Origin of the sequence: Pseudomonas sp. LAIL14HWK12:I1 (genome assembly GCF_003202095.1) — a bacterium.
Lineage (GTDB): Bacteria > Pseudomonadota > Gammaproteobacteria > Pseudomonadales > Pseudomonadaceae > Aquipseudomonas > Aquipseudomonas monteilii.
Genome location: NZ_QJKG01000008.1, coordinates 236,215 through 253,077 on the forward strand (window position 1 = coordinate 236,215; position 16,863 = coordinate 253,077).

Genomic DNA, 16,863 nt, shown 5'->3' on the forward strand with positions numbered 1-16,863 from the left:
TTCTCGTTGGCTTCAGTCTGGTAAGTGAGTCAGTGCGCCCAACGCAACTGCGTGGGCAGAGGGGCTACAGGGTCCGGCTCGGGCGCAGTGCCCGGGGCCGACAGAACGCGGTTGAGCACTTCGCTTTCCAGCGCAGCCAGGCGGTGCGAACCACGCGCCCGAGGCCGTGCCAGGTCGACAGTGAGATCGAGCCCGACCTCGCCGTCCTCGATCAGGATCACCCGGTCAGCCACGGCAACCGCTTCGCTGACATCATGGGTAACCAACAGCACGGTGAAGCCATGCTGACGCCAGAGGCGCTCGATCAGTTGCTGCATCTCGATCCGGGTCAACGCATCCAGTGCACCGAGCGGCTCGTCCAGCAGCAGCAGACGCGGCTGGTGGATCAGCGCCCGGGCCAAGGCCACGCGCTGCTTCTGGCCACCCGAAAGCGCGGCCGGCCATTCATTGGCGCGGTCAGCCAGGCCTACCGCCTCCAGCGCTTCCAGCGCACGCGGGCGCCAGTCGCCAGACAGGCCCAGGCCAACGTTGTCGATCACCTTCTTCCAGGGCAGCAGCCGTGCGTCCTGGAACATCAGGCGGGTTTCCTCACGGGCCTCTTCCAGCGGCGCAGCACCGGCCAGCAGTTGGCCGGCGGTGGGTTGATCGAGCCCGGCCAGCAGGCGCAGCAAGGTGCTCTTGCCGCAGCCGCTGCGGCCAACGATGGCAACGAACTGACCGGCCGGAATATGCAGGTCGATACCTTTCAGCACTTCGCGCTGGCCAAAGGTCTTGCGCAGGCCGTTGGAGGCCAGCGGGATGCCACGCAGCAGGCGAGGCGGTTGTTCCTTGAGCACAGTCATGCGCCCTCCTTCCTGGCTACTTGATAGGCCGGGTGCCAGCGCAACCACACACGCTCCAGGCCGCGAGCGGCGAGGTCGGCAAGCTTGCCAAGCACGGCGTACAAGACGATGGCCAGTACCACCACGTCGGTCTGCAGGAACTCTCGGGCATTCATTGCCAGGTAACCGATGCCGGCGTTGGCCGAGATGGTTTCCGCCACGATCAAGGTCAGCCACATGAAGCCCAGCGCGAAGCGCACACCCACCAGAATCGATGGCAGCGCCCCCGGCAGGATCACCTGGCGGAACAGGCTGAAGCCGGACAAGCCATAGCTGCGCGCCATTTCCACCAATGCCGGGTCGACATTACGAATGCCGTGGTAGGTGTTCAGGTAAATCGGGAACAACGTGCCCAGCGCGACCAGGAAAATCTTTGCCGACTCGTCGATACCGAACCACAGGATCACCAGCGGGATCAGCGCCAGGTGTGGCACGTTGCGGATCATCTGCACCGAGCTGTCGAGCAGGCGTTCGCCCCAGTTCGACAGGCCGGTGATGAATCCCAGCACCAGGCCGATGCTGCCGCCGATGGCAAAGCCCAGACCGGCACGCCAGCCACTGATGGCCAGGTGGGTCCAGATATCACCGCTGCGCACCAGCTCGACACCGGCGCTGACCACAGCGCTGGGTGCCGGCAGAATGCGCGTCGACAGCCAGCCAGCGCTGACCGCCAGCTGCCAGGCTGCCAACAGCAGTACCGGCAGCGCCCACGGCGCCAGGCGCTGGGCCAGGTTGGAAGAAGTTGCACGACTCATGGCCCGGCCCTCAGCTCTGCGACACGGACTTGGGCAGGATGTCGTTGGCCACCATCTCGCCGAACGGGCTTACGTAGCCGCCGGTTTTCGGTTGCTCCGGGCGTTGCACATCGAGGTGCGGGAACAGCAGTTCGGCAACCCGGTACGACTCTTCCAGGTGTGGATAACCCGAGAAGATGAAGGTATCGATACCCAGCTCGGCGTATTCCTTGACCCGTGCCGCCACAGTCGGGCCATCGCCCACCAGTGCGGTACCGGCGCCGCCGCGGACCAGGCCAACACCTGCCCACAGGTTGGGGCTGACTTCCAGGTTGTCACGGTTGCCGCCGTGCAGGGCAGCCATGCGCTGCTGGCCCACCGAATCGAAGCGCGACAGCGAGGCCTGGGCACGGGCGATGGTGTCGTCGTCCAGGTGCGAGATCAGCTTGTCGGCGGCGGCCCAGGCTTCTTCGTTGGTTTCACGCACGATCACGTGCAGGCGGATGCCGAAGCGCACTTCACGGCCTTGGGCAGCAGCCTTTTCACGCACCTGGGCGATTTTCTCGGCAACGGCTGCCGGTGGCTCGCCCCAGGTCAGGTACAACTCGACTTGTTCGGCGGCGAGGTCCTGAGCGGCTTCGGACGAACCGCCGAAGTACAGTGGCGGACGTGGCTGCTGAATAGGTGGGTAGAGCAGCTTGGCGCCCTTCACCTGGATGTGCTTGCCGTCGTAATCGACGTTTTCGCCCTCCAGCACCTTGCGCCAGATACGGGTGAACTCGACCGAGGCTTCGTAGCGTTCCTGGTGGTTCAGGTGCAGGCCATCACCGGCCAGTTCGTCCGGGTCGCCACCGGTGACCAGGTTGAACAGGGCACGGCCATTGGACAGGCGGTCCAGCGTTGCCGCCTGGCGTGCTGCCACGGTTGGCGAAATGATGCCGGGGCGCAGGGCTACCAGGAATTTCAGGCGCTGGGTCACTGGGATCAGCGACGCGGCCACCAGCCAGGAGTCCTCGCAGGAACGGCCGGTAGGGATCAGCACCCCACCAAAACCAAGGCGGTCGGCGGCCTGGGCGATCTGCTGCAGGTAGCCGTGGTCGACCGCACGTGCGCCGTCGGAAGTGCCCAGGTACTTGCCGTCACCGTGGGTTGGGAGGAACCAGAAAATGTTAAGGCTCATTGGAGTTGTCTCCTCAAGGGTGGCTCAGCCAGGGCGGCGCCCCGGCGCAGGCGAATCAATCAAGGCGCGCTAGCGACCTTGGCCGGGGGTGTCCAGATCACGTCCTTGATGCTCAGCGGCTTGGGTATCAGCTTGAGCGCCTGGAAGGTGTCGGCGATCTTCTGTTGCGCAGCCACTACCTCGGGGGTGAGCGGCGCGGCGCCGTAGCCTTGGCGTTTGACCGAGGTCAGGGTGATGTTGGCGGGCAGGCCGAGCAGCGGTGCGACCTGGTCGGTCACTTCTTGCGGGTTGGCCTGGGACCACTCGCCCACGGCGCGCACTTCCTCGATCACGGTGTTGATCACCGCCGGGTGCTGGGTGGCGTAGTTGCGGGTGGCCAGGTAGAACTGATGGTTGTCGACCAGGCCCTTGCCGTCACGCAGGGTGCGTGCCTGCAACTGCTGTTCGGCAGCGGCCTGGTAAGGGTCCCAGATCACCCAGGCATCCACGCTGCCACGTTCGAAGGCGGCACGGGCATCGGCTGGCGGCAGGTACACGGGCTGGATGTCGCTGTACTTCAGGCCAGCATCTTCCAGAGCACGAACCAGCAGGTAGTGCACGTTGGAGCCTTTGTTGAGGGCGACTTTCTTACCCTTGAGGTCTTTGACCGACTGGACTGGCGAACCCTTCGGTACCAGGATCGCTTCGCTGTGCGGTGCTGGCGGCTCGTAGGCCACGTAGAGCAGATCGGCACCAGCGGCCTGGGCAAATACGGGCGGGGTCTCGCCGGTGACGCCAAAATCAATGGAACCGACGTTCAGCCCTTCAAGCAACTGCGGGCCACCGGGGAATTCGGTCCACTGCACCTGCACGCCCTGCTCGGCCAGGCGCTTTTCCAGCGTGCCCTTGGCCTTGAGCAGCACCAGGGTGCCGTATTTCTGGTAACCGATACGCAGGCTTTCGGCCTGGGCTTGGGTAATGGCGCCGAAGGACACAGCCGCCGCAAACAGGGCGACCAGACCGCGACGCAAGAAGACTGTGCGCATGGCGCTCTCCTGTACGTTTGGGTTCGGGTTGCACCTGCTTGCCTCGTTGTCGGGCGAGTAAGGTGTTGAAGCGGGTTGGGCCGGTCAGATGCTCCAGCGAGCGCTGATCAGGCGTTCATTCAGTACACCGGGGGCCACGGGGCTTGGCCGGCGGGCCAAGGCAACATGGAAGGTTTCCAGCGAGTCCAGCAGGCGTTCTTCCAGCGCCGGTGCCAGCTGCGCGGGTTTGGAGCCTTCTGCGTAAGCCACCTGGCTGTCATCGGCGAAGATCCCTTGCAGGGTCTCTTGAGCCTTGAGTGCCGACAGCACGGGTTTCAATGCGTAATCCACTGCCAGCATGTGGGCGATGCTGCCGCCCGTGGCGATCGGCAAAACGATCTTGTGCGCCAGAGCGCGTTCGGGCAGCAGGTCGAGCAGTGTTTTCAGGGCGCCGGCAAACGAGGCCTTGTAAACCGGGGTGGAAACGATCAGGCCATCGGCCTGGGCTACCAACTGTTGGAAGTGCTGCACCTGCGGGCTGTCGAAACGGGCATGCAACAAGTCTTCGGCGGGGAAGTCACGTACCTGGAACGTCACGACCTCTACGCCACGGTTCTGCAGCCACTGGCGCGAACGCTCAAGCAGCACACCAGAGCGTGAGCGGGTACTGGGGCTACCACCGATTGATACGACCAGCATTGCAGCGCTTCCTTGTGTTCTGTTGGAAGTGACATTAACAGCTGCCACATATATCTAGAAATCATATTTTTTCATTTGTTTATTCCATTTTCATTTTTCCTCAATTTCCTCCACTTGTTTCAGCAGGCATAAAAAAGGGCCGTCGAAACGGCCCGAAAATCCCTGCTTGGCTAAGAGCAATACAACGAGGAATGCATTTAACGATTCGGCTGCGGGGTCAGACGCAGGTAGGGTTTGACCGCCCGGTAACCTTTGGGGAAGCGCTGCTTGATCTCTTCCTCATCTTTGAGCGAAGGCACGATCACCACCTCGTCGCCGTCCTGCCAGTTACCGGGGGTGGCGACCGTGTGGTTGTCGGTCAGCTGCAGCGAGTCGATCACCCGCAGAATTTCATTGAAGTTGCGCCCGGTACTGGCCGGATAGGTGATGGTCAGGCGCACCTTCTTGTTCGGGTCGATCACGAACAGCGAACGCACGGTGAGGGTGTCGCTGGCGTTCGGGTGGATCAGGTCGTACAGGTCGGACACCTTGCGGTCCGCGTCGGCGATGATCGGGAAGTTGACCACGGTGTTCTGGGTTTCGTTGATGTCATCGATCCAGCGGTGGTGCGAGTCGACCGGATCCACCGACAAGGCGATGGCCTTGACCCCACGCTTGGCGAAATCATCCTTGAGCTTGGCGGTCAGGCCCAGCTCGGTAGTGCACACCGGGGTGAAGTCGGCGGGGTGGGAGAACAATACCCCCCAGCTGTTGCCCAGCCACTCGTGGAAGCGGATTTTGCCTTCGCTGGAATCCTGTTCGAAATCGGGGGCGATATCGCCGAGTTTGAGGCTCATGGGCTGCGGCTCCTTGGCTGGGTTCTGTACCGTATGGGTTCAATGTGCCTGCATTCGGTTAAAAACAAAAAGAATAAATAACAATTTATTTATAACCGGAATGCATACCAATTTGTAGGCACAAAAAAGCCTCGCACTAGGCGAGGCTCTTGGATCAGCTACGGCTTACAGGAAGTTGTAAGTGTAGTTGAAGATCAGACGGGTCTGATCCTGGTCAGCCAGCGAGCTGGTGCCGGTGCCACGGTATACGCCGTGACGCAGGCTGGCGCCCAGGCCTTTGAAGGTGCCTTCCTGGATGACGTAGTCAACGCGGGCGTCACGTTCCCATTCGCTGAAGGTGCCGTTGCCGTTGGCGTTCTTGCCGTCTTCACCTTTCAGGTAGGAAACCGAAGCTTTCAGGCCTGGCACGCCCAGACGTGCGAAATCATAGGCGTACTGACCGAAGGTGGTGTTTTCACCGGCCTTGGCGAACTGGTTGATCATGCTGTCGGTAAACAGGTAGAAGCTGGAGCCACCGGCGCCTTCGTTGCGACCGTTGCCATCAACAACGCTGCCTTGGTTCAGCCAGACGAAGCCACCGTCGTCATTGACGCGCTGGTGGCCGAGCAGGAACGAGTGGCCACCCAGGGTATAGGTGAAGATCGCGGACCAGGTCTTGTTGTCGACCTCGCCGAGGTTCTTGGCATAGCCACCGTTGTTGTTGAAGTTGTAACCGCCGCCGTCGCCGTTCTTGCCGTCGCTGCTGCTGTCGAAATAACGCAGGTCGGTTTTGAACGACTGGTCGTCAGCGATCTTGAATACGTGCGTCGCGCCCAGGAAGTGCTGCTTGTAGAAGTCTTCCAGGTTCGAGTAGTAGTACTGCAGGGTCAGGTCTGGCGTGAGCTTGTAGTCCAGGCCGCCGTAACGGAACTTGTTGCTGTCCTGGCTGGCACCGGCAATCGACAGGCCGGTACGGTTGCTCGAAGCACGGCCCATGGCGTGGGTCAGCTGGCCGGCGTTGATGGTCAGGTTGTCGATTTCCTTCGACTGGATGGTGCCACCCTCGAAGGTTTGCGGCAGCAGACGGCCATCGTTGGAGACCAGGATCGGCAGGTTTGGCGCCAGGGCGCTACCGTAGTGAACCTCAGTCTTCGAGAAGCGTGCCTTGGCGTTGGCGCCAACACGAGCCCACTGGCTTACAGCCGAACCGTCGGTGTCGCTCGGGAAGAAGCTGCTGTTGTCTGGGTGCTTGCCACGACCACCATCCAGGTGGATACCCCACAGGGCCTGGGCGTCGACACCAAAGCCAACGGTGCCTTCAGTGAAGCCGGAGATGTAGTCGAGCTTGAAGCCCTGACCCGACTCACGGTTGTCGGCACCGCCATCACGGTTGTCGTTGTTGAAGTACATGGTGCGCGAGCTGAGCGACAGTTTGCTGTCTTCAACGAAACCGGCAGCGCCTGCTTGTTGGGCGAGAACCCCCAGTGCCACGGCCAGAGCCAGGCTGGACTTGTACATAATTTGCTCCTCTACGTTCTAATTCTTGTGTATCTCTGGCGGCGAGGTCTGCTGCCCCGCTCACCGTGGATTGGCGATTTAGTCCCAAAGCGTGACTCATAAGTCAATCGTTTCTAAACGTTTCGAGACTTTGGTCTAAGGCGTCACCTGCGCTACAGGATAATGACAATCCTATAAATCCAAAATGACCGTTTTATGAATTTGTAAGATTTTTAAGGAATATGTTAGGAACCTTTACTGCCATTCGTTGTAGCGACAACGTCTTTCATAACCTTTGGTTATTTGCAAACGTTTGCTCATAACCTAATTCCGTATCGTTCTATAGGGACGAAAAAGCCTAGCAGGTACCTCCACATTCGCCATTGAGGGTAATCACCCATCCTGGGCTTAAAGCATTTGGCTCCTAAGCTAATGCAAAAAAGTTATTTATTTTTAAATTCTTAGATCATTTAGTCTTCTCGTCATCCATCACATCGATTGCCTGACGAGAGGTCCACCATGATCCCGCACGCTCCGCTGCGCCTGTTCGCCGCCCTGACCCTCGCCAGCACCAGCTGGTTTGCCCAGGCTGCCGACCTGACCGTGGCCTACCAGACCACCGTCGACCCTGCCAAAGTGGCGCAGGTCGATGGCGACTACGAAAAAGCCAGCAAGGCCAGCATCGACTGGCGCAAATTCGATAATGGCGCCGACGTGATCACCGCCGTGGCCAGCGGTGATGTGCAGATCGGCTATCTGGGTTCCAGCCCGCTGGCCGCTGCTGCCACCCGCAAGCTGCCCGTAGAAACATTCCTCATCGCCACCCAGATTGGTGCCGGTGAAGCGTTGGTTGCCCGCGACAGTATCAAGACGCCGCAAGACCTGATCGGCAAGAAAGTCGCCGTACCGTTCGTGTCCACCGGCCACTACAGCCTGCTGGCCGCACTCAAAAGCTGGAATATCGACCAGTCCAAGGTACAGATCCTCAACCTGGCACCACCGGCCATCATTGCTGCCTGGAAACGTGGTGACATCGACGCCACCTACGTGTGGGACCCGGCCCTGGGCGTAGCCAAGGAAAACGGCAAGGTGCTGATCACTTCTGGCGAACTGGCCCAGAAAGGCGCCCCCACCTTCGATGCCTGGATCGTGCGCAAAGACTTCGCCGACAAGCACCCTGAGGTGGTCAAAGCCTTTGCCAAAGTCACGCTGGACGCCTACGCCGACTACCGCAAAGACCCGAAAGCCTGGCTGGCCGACAAAGGCAACGTCGACAAACTGGTGAAGCTCTCGGGCGCCAAGGCCAGCGATATCCCGGTGCTGCTGGAGGGCAACGTCTACCCGCTGGCCGCCGACCAGGCCAACGCCCTGGGCGCGCCGACCACCCAGGCACTGACCGACACGGCCAACTTCCTCAAGCAGCAAGGCAAGGTTGACGCCGTGCTGCCGGACTACTCGCCGTACGTCAGCGCCAAGTTCCTTCCAAACTGATCCGGAGCCCGTCATGGCCTTGCTTGAACTGGAGCGCATCAGCGCACAGTACCCTGGCGCCAGCACCCCGGTGCTGGCCGACATCAACCTGAGCCTGGGCCCGCGCCAGCTGCTGGTGGCCCTGGGTCCGTCCGGCAGCGGTAAGACCTCCCTGCTCAACCTGATCGCCGGCTTCGTCGCCCCCAGTGGCGGGCGAATCACCCTCGATGGCGTACCGGTACAAGGCCCGGGTGCAGAGCGCGGCGTAGTGTTCCAGGACGACGCCCTGCTGCCATGGCAGAACGTGCTGGGCAATGTCGCCTTCGGCCTCGAACTGGCTGGCGTGCCCCGCGCCCAGCGTGAAGCCAAGGCCCGTGAAATGCTCGCACTCGTCGACCTGGATGGCTTTGGCGAGCGGCGCATCTGGCAATTGTCCGGTGGCCAGAAGCAGCGCGTAGGCCTGGCCCGCGCACTGGCGGCCGACCCACGGGTGTTGTTGATGGATGAACCGTTCGGCGCCCTCGACGCCTTCACCCGCGAACAAATGCAGGAACTGCTGCTGCAGGTCTGGCAACGCACCGCCAAACCGGTTTTCCTGATTACCCACGACATTGAAGAAGCGGTGTTCCTCGCCAGCGAGCTGGTGCTACTGGCACCCAACCCGGGCCGCGTAGTGGAGCGCCTGCAACTGGACTTCGGCCAGCGCTATGCCGCTGGCGAATCGGCCCGGGCAATCAAATCCGACCCACGCTTCATCGAAACCCGCGAGCATGTGCTGGCGCGGGTGTTCTCCCAACGCCAAAGCCTGCAGGAGCGCGCATGAGCAGCCTGGACCTGCCGGTTGCCGGCAAGCACGACACCCAAACCCGGCCTGTTGCAACAGCACGCCGCCAACGCTCTACCCGCTGGATCAGTACCCTGACCCTGACCAGCCTGCTGCTGGTCTGGTGGCTGGTGACCGCCGCTGGCTGGATCGAGCCGCTGTTCCTGCCTTCGCCCGGCGACATCCTGGCCAAGGCCTGGACCCTGCTGACCCAAGGCTACATGGACGCCAGCCTGTGGCAGCACCTGGGCGCAAGCCTGGGCCGCATTGGCCTGGCGCTGGTTGCAGCGACCCTGACCGCGATCCCGGTGGGCATCGCCATCGGCTACAACCGCGTGGCCCGTGGCATCCTCGACCCGCTGATCGAGTTCTACCGGCCGATACCGCCGCTTGCATACCTGCCGCTGATCGTCATCTGGTGCGGCATCGGCGAGCTGTCGAAGGTGCTGCTGATTTACCTGGCGATCTTCGCCCCCATCGCCATCGCCACCGCCACCGGCGTGCGCACGGTCGACCCGGCCAAGCTGCGTGCGGCGCAGTCGCTGGGCGCCACCAAGGCCCAGCTGATCCGCCATGTGATCCTGCCCAGTGCGCTGCCCGACATCCTTACCGGCATCCGCATCGGCCTGGGGGTCGGCTGGTCGACCTTGGTGGCCGCCGAACTGATTGCTGCCACCAGCGGCCTGGGCTTCATGGTGCAGTCGGCGGCGCAGTTTTTGGTCACCGATGTGGTGGTGTTGGGCATCCTGCTGATCGCCCTGATCGCCTTCGCCCTGGAAATGGGCCTGCGTGCCCTGCAACGCAAACTGGTGCCCTGGCACGGGCAGAGCCACTGATTGCCGATTGACCACGCCGGCAACCCGGCGCCTAGAACGAGAAAAGACATGAGCCTGACCGTTACCCCTCTCAGCCCGGCGCTGGGTGCGCAGATCAGCGGCGTAGACATCAGCCGCGATATCACCGCAGAAGAGCGCGACGCCATCGAACAGGCGCTGCTGCAGCATCAGGTGCTGTTCTTCCGCGACCAGCCGATCAACCCGGAACAGCAAGCGCGCTTTGCAGCCCGCTTCGGTGACCTGCACATTCACCCGATCTACCCCAACGTGCCCGAAACCCCGCAGGTGCTGGTGCTCGACACGGCAGTGACCGATGTGCGCGACAACGCCGTGTGGCACACCGACGTGACGTTCTTGCCGACCCCGGCACTGGGCGCGGTGCTCAGCGCCAAGCAATTGCCCGCTTACGGTGGCGATACGCTGTGGGCCAGCGGGATTGCCGCTTTCGAAGCCTTGTCGGCGCCGCTGCGTGCAATGCTCGATGGGCTGACCGCCACCCACGACTTCACCAAGTCGTTTCCGCTGGAGCGCTTTGGCACCACGCCGGAAGACCTGGCGCGCTGGGAAGCAACCCGGCGCAACAACCCGCCGCTGTCACACCCGGTGGTGCGCACTCACCCGGTTAGCGGGCGCAAGGCGCTGTTCGTCAATGAAGGGTTCACCACGCGTATCAATGAGCTGAGCGAGCTGGAAAGCGAGGCGCTGTTGAAGCTGCTGTTCGCCCATGCGACGCGGCCGGAGTTCAGCATTCGCTGGCGTTGGCAGGAGAATGACGTGGCGTTCTGGGACAACCGCGTGACCCAGCATTTTGCGGTGGATGACTACCGGCCGAACCGGCGGGTGATGCACCGGGCGACCATCCTGGGGGATGCACCTTTCTGAAACCGGGAGGCCTTTGGCCTCCTTTCGCGGCACAAGGCCACTCCTACAAGGGATCGCGTACTCCTGTAGGAGCGGCCTTGTGCCGCGAAACGGCCGCAAAGCGGCCCCGGCGACCTAACGGACCAGATGCAGGTACTGCATGTGCCGTTCGTACTGGTCCAGAATGTCGTTGATGATCTGCTCCTTGCTGTAGCCCACCAGGTCATAGTTCTGGCTGCCTTCGCTCAGGTGAACCTCCGCCCGGTAATAACGGCGGTTCTTCAACTCCTGCGTACCCAGCCCACCCAAGGCGAACGACGGTGTGAAATACCCACGCATCTGCACCTGGTAAATGAACGGCTGCTCCTCGCCATGGCCAATCTTCAGGCTGACGTTGTCGTGGCTCGGGTCATCCTGGGTAATCAGCACCAGGCCCTTCTGCTCGAACACTTCACGGACCTCGGCAATCGCCGGGCGCACTACGTCGTCCATGAAGCGGTACACCTCATCACGCGACGGGAAATGCACGGCCTGGCTCAGGCGCTGGCGCCAGCCACCACGACCGCGACGTGACTGGGCGAACGGGGCCAGCGAGTGCATCTGCGCGATCTGCCGTTGCGACTCCAGGTAGAACGCCTTGTGCAGCCCCCACATCATGCACAAAAGAATCAGCGAGAACGGCAGCGAGGTCAGCACCACCGCCGACTTCAGCGAGTCGATGCTGCCCGCGAACAACAGCGCACTGGTGATCAGCGCGGTCATCGCGCCCCAGAAGATGCGCAGCCAGTTCGGCCCGTCCTCATAGGCTTCGCCCCCCTTGGCCGACAAGGTCGACAGCACCACGGTGCCCGAGTCGGCCGACGTGACGAAGAACACGAAGCTGATGAACACCGTGGTGGCGATCACCACCTTGCTCCAGGGGTAGGTCTCCAGCAGCAGGTACAGGCTCATCGACGGGTCATCCAGTGCCGACTGGCCCAGTGCGGTCATGCCATGGTTGATCACCTGGTCCAGCGCGCTGTTGCCGAAGATCGACATCCACGCCAGGGTGAACCCCAACGGAATCAGCAGCACGCCAAAGACGAACTCGCGGATGGTACGGCCACGGGAGATACGGGCGATGAACAGGCCCACGAACGGTGCCCAGGCAATCCACCAGGCCCAGTAAAACACTGTCCAGCCGCCCAGCCAGTCACGGTTTTCACCGTAGGCATACACATCGAAGCTCTTGCGCGGCAAGGCGCCCAGGTAGTCACCCAGGTTCTGGATCAATGTGTTGAACAGGTGCTGGGTCGGCCCGGCGAACAGCACGAACAGCAGCAGTGCGCAGGCCAGGAACAGGTTGATGTCGCTCATCACCCGCACGCCCTTCTCCACCCCGGCAACGGCCACGGCTACCGCCGCGCCCATCATCAGGGTGATGAGGATAACCTGCACCCACTGGCTGTGGCTGATGCCGAACAGGTAGTCCAGGCCAGCGTTCAGGTGCAGCACGCCAAAGCCCATGTCGGCCCCCAGGCCGAACACTGTGGCGATGATGCCGAAGCCATCCACTGCGTAGCCGATCGGCCCGTTGATGCGCTTTCCGATCAGCGGGTACAGCGCCGAACGCAACGCCAGCGGCAGGTTGTGCCGGTAAGCGAAATAAGCCAGGGCCATGCCGACGAAGGCGAACACCCCCCAGCCATGCAGGCCCCAGTGCAGGAACAGAATCTGCATCGCCTGGCGCCCGGCCTCTGCCGTGCCCGCTTCGCCCTGGGGCGGCTGCAGCATGTGGGTGAGAGGTTCGGAAACACAGAAGAAGAACAACGTGATGCTGATACCGGCGGCAAACAGCATGCCGGCCCACGACAGGTAACTGAACTCGGGTTCGTCGTGGTCGGCACCGAGCTTGATCTTGCCGTAGCCGGACAAGGCGGTGACCACCACGAAGACCAGGTACAGCGTCATGGCCAGCATGTAGTACCAGCCGACCGTATTGGCCGCCCAGTTCTGCGCTGCCAGCAACCAGTCACCTGCCGCTTGCGGGTTGGAAATGACTACCAGGCCAAAAACGAGGATGAAACTTGCCGCAAAGTAGAACACCGGAGGGTTCATGCGGATTTTGCCATTGGCAATGGACGGGGTCGGTGCACTCATCGGGCGTGCACCTCGTCAAATGACGTAAGGTTCGGAATGAACGGGTTCAGCAAAGGAATCCTCCTGTTGAACACCGGCAGCGGACCAGCGTTTTTCATTGAACAAGCGTTCAAGTTAAACATGGATCGGATTTCATTGCGAATTGGAGTGCTGATTGGTGCCTTCCTGTTCCGGCCTCTTCGCGGGCTTGCCCGCGAAGAGGCCGGAACAACCAATACAAATGCCAGATCAATTCTTGTCCTGGCAATCCAGCTGCAGGTTGGCCTGGGTAATGTTGCTTTCAGCCGGCACACTGCGGGTCAGCCACACATTGCCGCCAATGGTCGAACCTTTGCCGATGGTAATGCGCCCCAGCACCGTGGCCCCGGCATAGATCACCACATCGTCCTCGACAATCGGGTGCCGTGGCAGGCCTTTGTGCAGGGTTCCCGACTCATCGCTCGGGAAGCGCTTGGCGCCCAGGGTCACGGCCTGGTAGATGCGCACGCGCTCGCCGATGATCGCGGTTTCGCCAATCACCACACCGGTCCCGTGGTCGATGAAGAAGCTCGGGCCAATCTGCGCACCAGGGTGAATGTCGATACCGGTGGCCGAATGCGCCAGCTCCGAGCTGATCCGCGCCAACAGCGGCAAGCCGGCCTGGTACAGGTGGTGCGCCAGGCGGTGGTGGATGATCGCCAGGATACCCGGGTAGCACAGCAGCACTTCATCCACGCTACGCGCTGCCGGGTCGCCGTGGTAGGCGGCCAGCACGTCGGTGTCGAGCAGTACGCGCAGCTCCGGTAGCGCAGCTGCGAAACCCTGGATAAGGCTCAACGCATGGGCGTCGACGCCAGCCAGCTCAGCCTTGCTTTGCCGTGCCGCATAGCGCAGTTCAAGGCGAGCCTGGGCAAGCAAGGCGGTCAGCGCGGCATCCAGGGTATGGCCGACATAGAAGTCTTCGCTTTCTTCGCGCAAATCGACTGGGCCCAGGCGCATGGGGAACAGCGCGCCGCACAGTTGCTCCAGAATCTGCCGCATCGCCTCGCGCGACGGCAACTCGCGCCCGCCCTGCTCGCCAATGCTGCGGCCATTACGGGTGCGCCATTGCTCACGGGCGCCGCGCAGGCCACTGACGATGCTCTGCAACTGCCAGTGCGCGGATGAAGGTTGTTCGCTCACGGTTTTCTCCTGCCGTATAGGCCATCTAATGGTGTCGCCAGGCCCGCGAAGAGGCCGGGCCTGCCTACATGCGATCCACTCTACGGCAAATCAGCCCCTTGGAAAAAACAACGCTTTATTCCATCCTGCGCTAAGTCAGGCATAAGCCGCGATGACGGCACCGGCATCCTCGCCTACCCTCAAAGCAGCCAGCTCCTGGCACAAATCAAAATGGAAATAACAAAATAATTTTTTAGTATTTCCTGGCCTAAGCAGCCAACCCTATAGTCGCCACCTCACTACTTACACAACAAGCGCGGGGCTCTGACATGTCGAAATTCGCCAAACCGCTACTCAACGCTACCCTGGCTGTTCTGCTGGGTGCCGGCCTGCTCAGCCAGGCCTTCGCGGGCGAGCAGCTGAAGACCATCCAGGAAAAAGGCGTGATCAACGTCGGCCTGGAAGGCACCTACCCACCGTTCAGCTTCCAGGACGAAAACGGCAAGCTGACCGGCTTCGAAGTGGAACTGTCCGAGTTGCTGGCCAAGGAGCTGGGGGTCAAGGCCAAGGTCCAGCCGACCAAATGGGACGGCATCCTCGCTGCGCTGGAGTCCAAGCGCCTGGACGTAGTCATCAACCAGGTGACCATTTCCGAAGAGCGCAAGAAGAAGTACGACTTCTCCGAGCCCTACACCATCTCCGGCATCCAGGCGCTGATCCTGAAGAAGAAGGCCGAGCAGTTGAACATCCACAAGGCCGCCGACCTGGCCGGCAAGAAAGTGGGCGTGGGCCTGGGCACCAACTACGAACAGTGGGTGAAACAAGACGTGCCGCAAGCCGATGTGCGCACCTATGAAGACGACCCGAGCAAGTTCGCCGACCTGCGTAACGGTCGCATCGACGCCATCCTGATCGACCGCCTGGCCGCACTGGAATACGCGCAAAAAGCCAAGGATACGGAGCTGGCCGGCGATGCGTTCTCCCGTCTGGAAAGTGGCGTAGCCCTGCGCAAGGGCGAGCCAGAGCTGCTCGATGCCATCAACAAGGCCATCGACAAGCTAAAGGCTGACGGCACGCTGGCCAAGCTGTCCGAGAAATACTTCGGTGCTGATGTCACCAAATGATCGCTGAAAGCCTGCAACTCGTTGTCGACTCCACGCCCTTCCTGCTGAAGGGCGCGGGTTATACGGTGCTGCTCAGCGTTGGCGGCATGTTCTTCGGCCTGGTGCTGGGCTTTGCCCTGGCGCTGATGCGTCTGTCGAAGATCTTGCCGCTGAACTGGCTGGCGCGGATCTACGTGTCGTTCTTTCGCGGCACGCCGCTGCTGGTGCAGCTGTTCGTGATCTATTTCGGCATGCCGCAGATCGGCATCGAACTCGACCCCATCCCCGCCTCGCTGATCGGCCTGTCGTTGAACATGGCGGCCTACATCTGCGAAATCCTGCGCGCAGCAATCTCCTCGATCGACCGCGGCCAGTGGGAAGCGGCCGCCAGCATCGGCATGACCCGCGTTCAGGCCATGCGCCGGGCGATCCTGCCGCAAGCCTTGCGCACTGCCCTGCCCCCCTTGGGCAACAGCTTCATTTCGCTGGTCAAGGACACCGCCCTGGCGGCCACCATCCAGGTGCCCGAACTGTTCCGCCAGGCGCAGCTGATTACCGCACGCACCTTCGAAGTGTTCACCATGTACGTGGCGGTCGCGGTCATCTACTGGGTGCTGTGCAGCATCCTTGCGCACTTCCAGAACCGCATGGAAGCGCGGGTCAACCAGCATGACCAGGAGCACTGAGCATGATTGAAGTCAAAGGCCTGACCAAGCGGTTCAAGGGCCAGACCGTGCTCAACGGTATCGACCTGACCGTACAGCCCGGCGAAGTGGTGGCCATCATTGGCCCCAGTGGCTCGGGCAAGACCACATTCCTGCGCTGCCTCAACCTGCTGGAGACGCCCGACGCCGGGCAGATCAAGATCGGCGCTATCAGCATCGATGCCAACCGCCCCTTGGGCGGGCAGCAAAGTGCGATTCGCCGATTGCGCCAGCAAGCCGGGTTCGTGTTTCAGAACTTCAACCTGTTCCCGCACCGCACCGCGCTGGAGAACGTGATCGAGGGGCCGGTGATCGTCAAGAAGACGCCCCGCGAGCAAGCCATCGAGCTGGGTCGGCGCCTGCTGGCCAAGGTTGGCCTGGCAGGCAAGGAAGACGCCTACCCCCGGCGCCTGTCCGGGGGCCAGCAGCAACGAGTGGCGATCGCCCGTGCCCTGGCCATGGAGCCGGAGGTGATCCTGTTCGACGAACCCACCTCGGCACTGGACCCGGAGCTGGTGGGTGAAGTGCTGGCGACCATCCGCGGCCTGGCCGAGGAGAAGCGCACCATGATCATCGTTACGCACGAAATGAGCTTTGCCCGGGATGTGGCGAACCGGGTGATCTTCTTCGACAAGGGCGTGATCGTGGAGCAGGGAGAAGCCAAGGCACTGTTTGCGGCGCCAAAGGAAGAGCGTACCCGGCAGTTCTTGCGCAAGTTCCTGGGTACTGCCGCCTCCGAGTAAATCTGTTACGGCCTCTTCGCGGGTTTACCCGCGAAAGGGCCGGCACATCCGCTGTAAATCCCTCCTTCTATACATATTCCAAAGAGTTAGTTCATAAACTTTTTATAAAGCATTAGGGTATATAAACCGGACCACCGGACCAGCACATATCTGTCGCGATCAGCTGTAGCGGCACAACTTTTTTGTGAGGTCAGGAATGGTCAGGATCACAATCACCCCAGTGCGTAACGCCAG

General features: G+C 61.7%; 15 protein-coding genes and 1 pseudogene. 7 read left to right on the plus strand and 9 right to left on the minus strand.

What is annotated here, in order from left to right:
* Window positions 1-29 precede the first annotated feature (29 nt).
* From ssuB to D906_RS20360, 7 genes and pseudogenes are all read right to left on the minus strand, one after another.
* Window positions 30-852: pseudogene (gene ssuB / locus D906_RS20330) on the minus strand (aliphatic sulfonates ABC transporter ATP-binding protein); the annotation flags it as partial.
* Entirely contained in the window at window positions 839-1,636 is a 798-nt protein-coding gene (gene ssuC, locus D906_RS20335) for an aliphatic sulfonate ABC transporter permease SsuC (RefSeq protein ID WP_016714458.1), read from the minus strand. The pseudogene ssuB and the gene ssuC, both read right to left, overlap by 14 nt.
* Window positions 1,637-1,646: 10 nt before the next feature.
* Window positions 1,647-2,795, minus strand: a complete 1,149-nt coding sequence (gene ssuD / locus D906_RS20340; RefSeq protein ID WP_019096901.1) for an FMNH2-dependent alkanesulfonate monooxygenase — start codon at window positions 2,793-2,795, stop codon at window positions 1,647-1,649.
* Window positions 2,796-2,854: 59 nt separating this feature from the next.
* Window positions 2,855-3,820 carry a sulfonate ABC transporter substrate-binding protein gene (locus D906_RS20345; RefSeq protein WP_019096902.1) on the minus strand — a complete coding sequence of 322 codons (966 nt, stop codon included), beginning with the start codon at window positions 3,818-3,820 and terminating at the stop codon, window positions 2,855-2,857.
* Window positions 3,821-3,904: 84 nt separating this feature from the next.
* Entirely contained in the window at window positions 3,905-4,498 is a 594-nt protein-coding gene (gene ssuE / locus D906_RS20350) for an NADPH-dependent FMN reductase (protein ID WP_019096903.1), read from the minus strand.
* A gap of 197 nt (window positions 4,499-4,695) precedes the next feature.
* Window positions 4,696-5,334, minus strand: a complete 639-nt coding sequence (locus tag D906_RS20355; protein WP_027615954.1) for a peroxiredoxin — start codon at window positions 5,332-5,334, stop codon at window positions 4,696-4,698.
* Window positions 5,335-5,499: 165 nt separating this feature from the next.
* A complete protein-coding gene (locus tag D906_RS20360; protein ID WP_016714453.1) occupies window positions 5,500-6,831 on the minus strand; it encodes an OprD family porin in 1,332 nt (443 codons plus the stop codon).
* A 498-nt stretch (window positions 6,832-7,329) separates the two neighbouring features.
* Between D906_RS20360 and tauA the strand changes: the two genes are divergently transcribed.
* The 4 genes from tauA to tauD are packed head-to-tail and all read left to right on the plus strand — an operon-like array spanning window position 7,330 to window position 10,821.
* On the plus strand, window positions 7,330-8,301 hold the full coding sequence (gene tauA / locus D906_RS20365; RefSeq protein WP_027615955.1) for a taurine ABC transporter substrate-binding protein: 972 nt from the start codon (window positions 7,330-7,332) through the stop codon (window positions 8,299-8,301).
* A 13-nt stretch (window positions 8,302-8,314) separates the two neighbouring features.
* On the plus strand, window positions 8,315-9,103 hold the full coding sequence (gene tauB / locus D906_RS20370) for a taurine ABC transporter ATP-binding subunit (RefSeq protein ID WP_019096905.1): 789 nt from the start codon (window positions 8,315-8,317) through the stop codon (window positions 9,101-9,103).
* Entirely contained in the window at window positions 9,100-9,939 is an 840-nt protein-coding gene (gene tauC / locus D906_RS20375; protein ID WP_016714450.1) for a taurine ABC transporter permease TauC, read from the plus strand. The genes tauB and tauC overlap by 4 nt, the downstream gene beginning before the upstream one ends.
* A 48-nt stretch (window positions 9,940-9,987) precedes the next feature.
* The gene (gene tauD / locus D906_RS20380; RefSeq protein ID WP_025754082.1) at window positions 9,988-10,821 is read left to right on the plus strand and encodes a taurine dioxygenase; all 834 of its coding nucleotides are present in this window, start codon (window positions 9,988-9,990) and stop codon (window positions 10,819-10,821) included.
* A 114-nt stretch (window positions 10,822-10,935) separates the two neighbouring features.
* Here the strand turns inward: tauD and betT are convergent, their stop codons facing one another.
* Window positions 10,936-12,897 (minus strand): choline transporter BetT, encoded by a 1,962-nt coding sequence (betT, locus tag D906_RS20385; protein WP_177325299.1) that lies wholly within the window; start codon window positions 12,895-12,897, stop codon window positions 10,936-10,938.
* Between the two features lie 270 nt (window positions 12,898-13,167).
* Window positions 13,168-14,100, minus strand: a complete 933-nt coding sequence (epsC, locus tag D906_RS20390; RefSeq protein WP_016714447.1) for a serine O-acetyltransferase EpsC — start codon at window positions 14,098-14,100, stop codon at window positions 13,168-13,170.
* Between the two features lie 308 nt (window positions 14,101-14,408).
* On the opposite strand from epsC, the gene tcyJ reads away from it, so the two are divergent.
* From tcyJ to tcyN, 3 genes are read left to right on the plus strand one after another with little or no spacing between them, the layout of a single operon-like run.
* Window positions 14,409-15,203 carry a cystine ABC transporter substrate-binding protein gene (gene tcyJ, locus D906_RS20395; RefSeq protein WP_019096907.1) on the plus strand — a complete coding sequence of 265 codons (795 nt, stop codon included), beginning with the start codon at window positions 14,409-14,411 and terminating at the stop codon, window positions 15,201-15,203.
* Entirely contained in the window at window positions 15,200-15,868 is a 669-nt protein-coding gene (gene tcyL, locus D906_RS20400; RefSeq protein WP_016714445.1) for a cystine ABC transporter permease, read from the plus strand. The genes tcyJ and tcyL overlap by 4 nt, the downstream gene beginning before the upstream one ends.
* Window positions 15,869-15,870: 2 nt before the next feature.
* Entirely contained in the window at window positions 15,871-16,629 is a 759-nt protein-coding gene (gene tcyN / locus D906_RS20405) for an L-cystine ABC transporter ATP-binding protein TcyN (RefSeq protein ID WP_019096908.1), read from the plus strand.
* Window positions 16,630-16,863: the final 234 nt, after the last annotated feature.

Excerpts from the sequence above, each read along its gene's own strand:
- ssuC (WP_016714458.1), bottom strand. The coding sequence starts at position 1,636 with ATGAGTCGTGCAACTTCTTCCAACCTGGCCCAGCGCCTGGCGCCGTGG.
- ssuD (WP_019096901.1), bottom strand. The coding sequence starts at position 2,795 with ATGAGCCTTAACATTTTCTGGTTCCTCCCAACCCACGGTGACGGCAAG.
- D906_RS20345 (WP_019096902.1), bottom strand. The coding sequence starts at position 3,820 with ATGCGCACAGTCTTCTTGCGTCGCGGTCTGGTCGCCCTGTTTGCGGCG.
- ssuE (WP_019096903.1), bottom strand. The coding sequence starts at position 4,498 with ATGCTGGTCGTATCAATCGGTGGTAGCCCCAGTACCCGCTCACGCTCT.
- D906_RS20355 (WP_027615954.1), bottom strand. The coding sequence starts at position 5,334 with ATGAGCCTCAAACTCGGCGATATCGCCCCCGATTTCGAACAGGATTCC.
- D906_RS20360 (WP_016714453.1), bottom strand. The coding sequence starts at position 6,831 with ATGTACAAGTCCAGCCTGGCTCTGGCCGTGGCACTGGGGGTTCTCGCC.
- tauA (WP_027615955.1), top strand. The coding sequence starts at position 7,330 with ATGATCCCGCACGCTCCGCTGCGCCTGTTCGCCGCCCTGACCCTCGCC.
- tauB (WP_019096905.1), top strand. The coding sequence starts at position 8,315 with ATGGCCTTGCTTGAACTGGAGCGCATCAGCGCACAGTACCCTGGCGCC.
- tauC (WP_016714450.1), top strand. The coding sequence starts at position 9,100 with ATGAGCAGCCTGGACCTGCCGGTTGCCGGCAAGCACGACACCCAAACC.
- tauD (WP_025754082.1), top strand. The coding sequence starts at position 9,988 with ATGAGCCTGACCGTTACCCCTCTCAGCCCGGCGCTGGGTGCGCAGATC.
- betT (WP_177325299.1), bottom strand. The coding sequence starts at position 12,897 with ATGAACCCTCCGGTGTTCTACTTTGCGGCAAGTTTCATCCTCGTTTTT.
- tcyJ (WP_019096907.1), top strand. The coding sequence starts at position 14,409 with ATGTCGAAATTCGCCAAACCGCTACTCAACGCTACCCTGGCTGTTCTG.
- tcyL (WP_016714445.1), top strand. The coding sequence starts at position 15,200 with ATGATCGCTGAAAGCCTGCAACTCGTTGTCGACTCCACGCCCTTCCTG.
- tcyN (WP_019096908.1), top strand. The coding sequence starts at position 15,871 with ATGATTGAAGTCAAAGGCCTGACCAAGCGGTTCAAGGGCCAGACCGTG.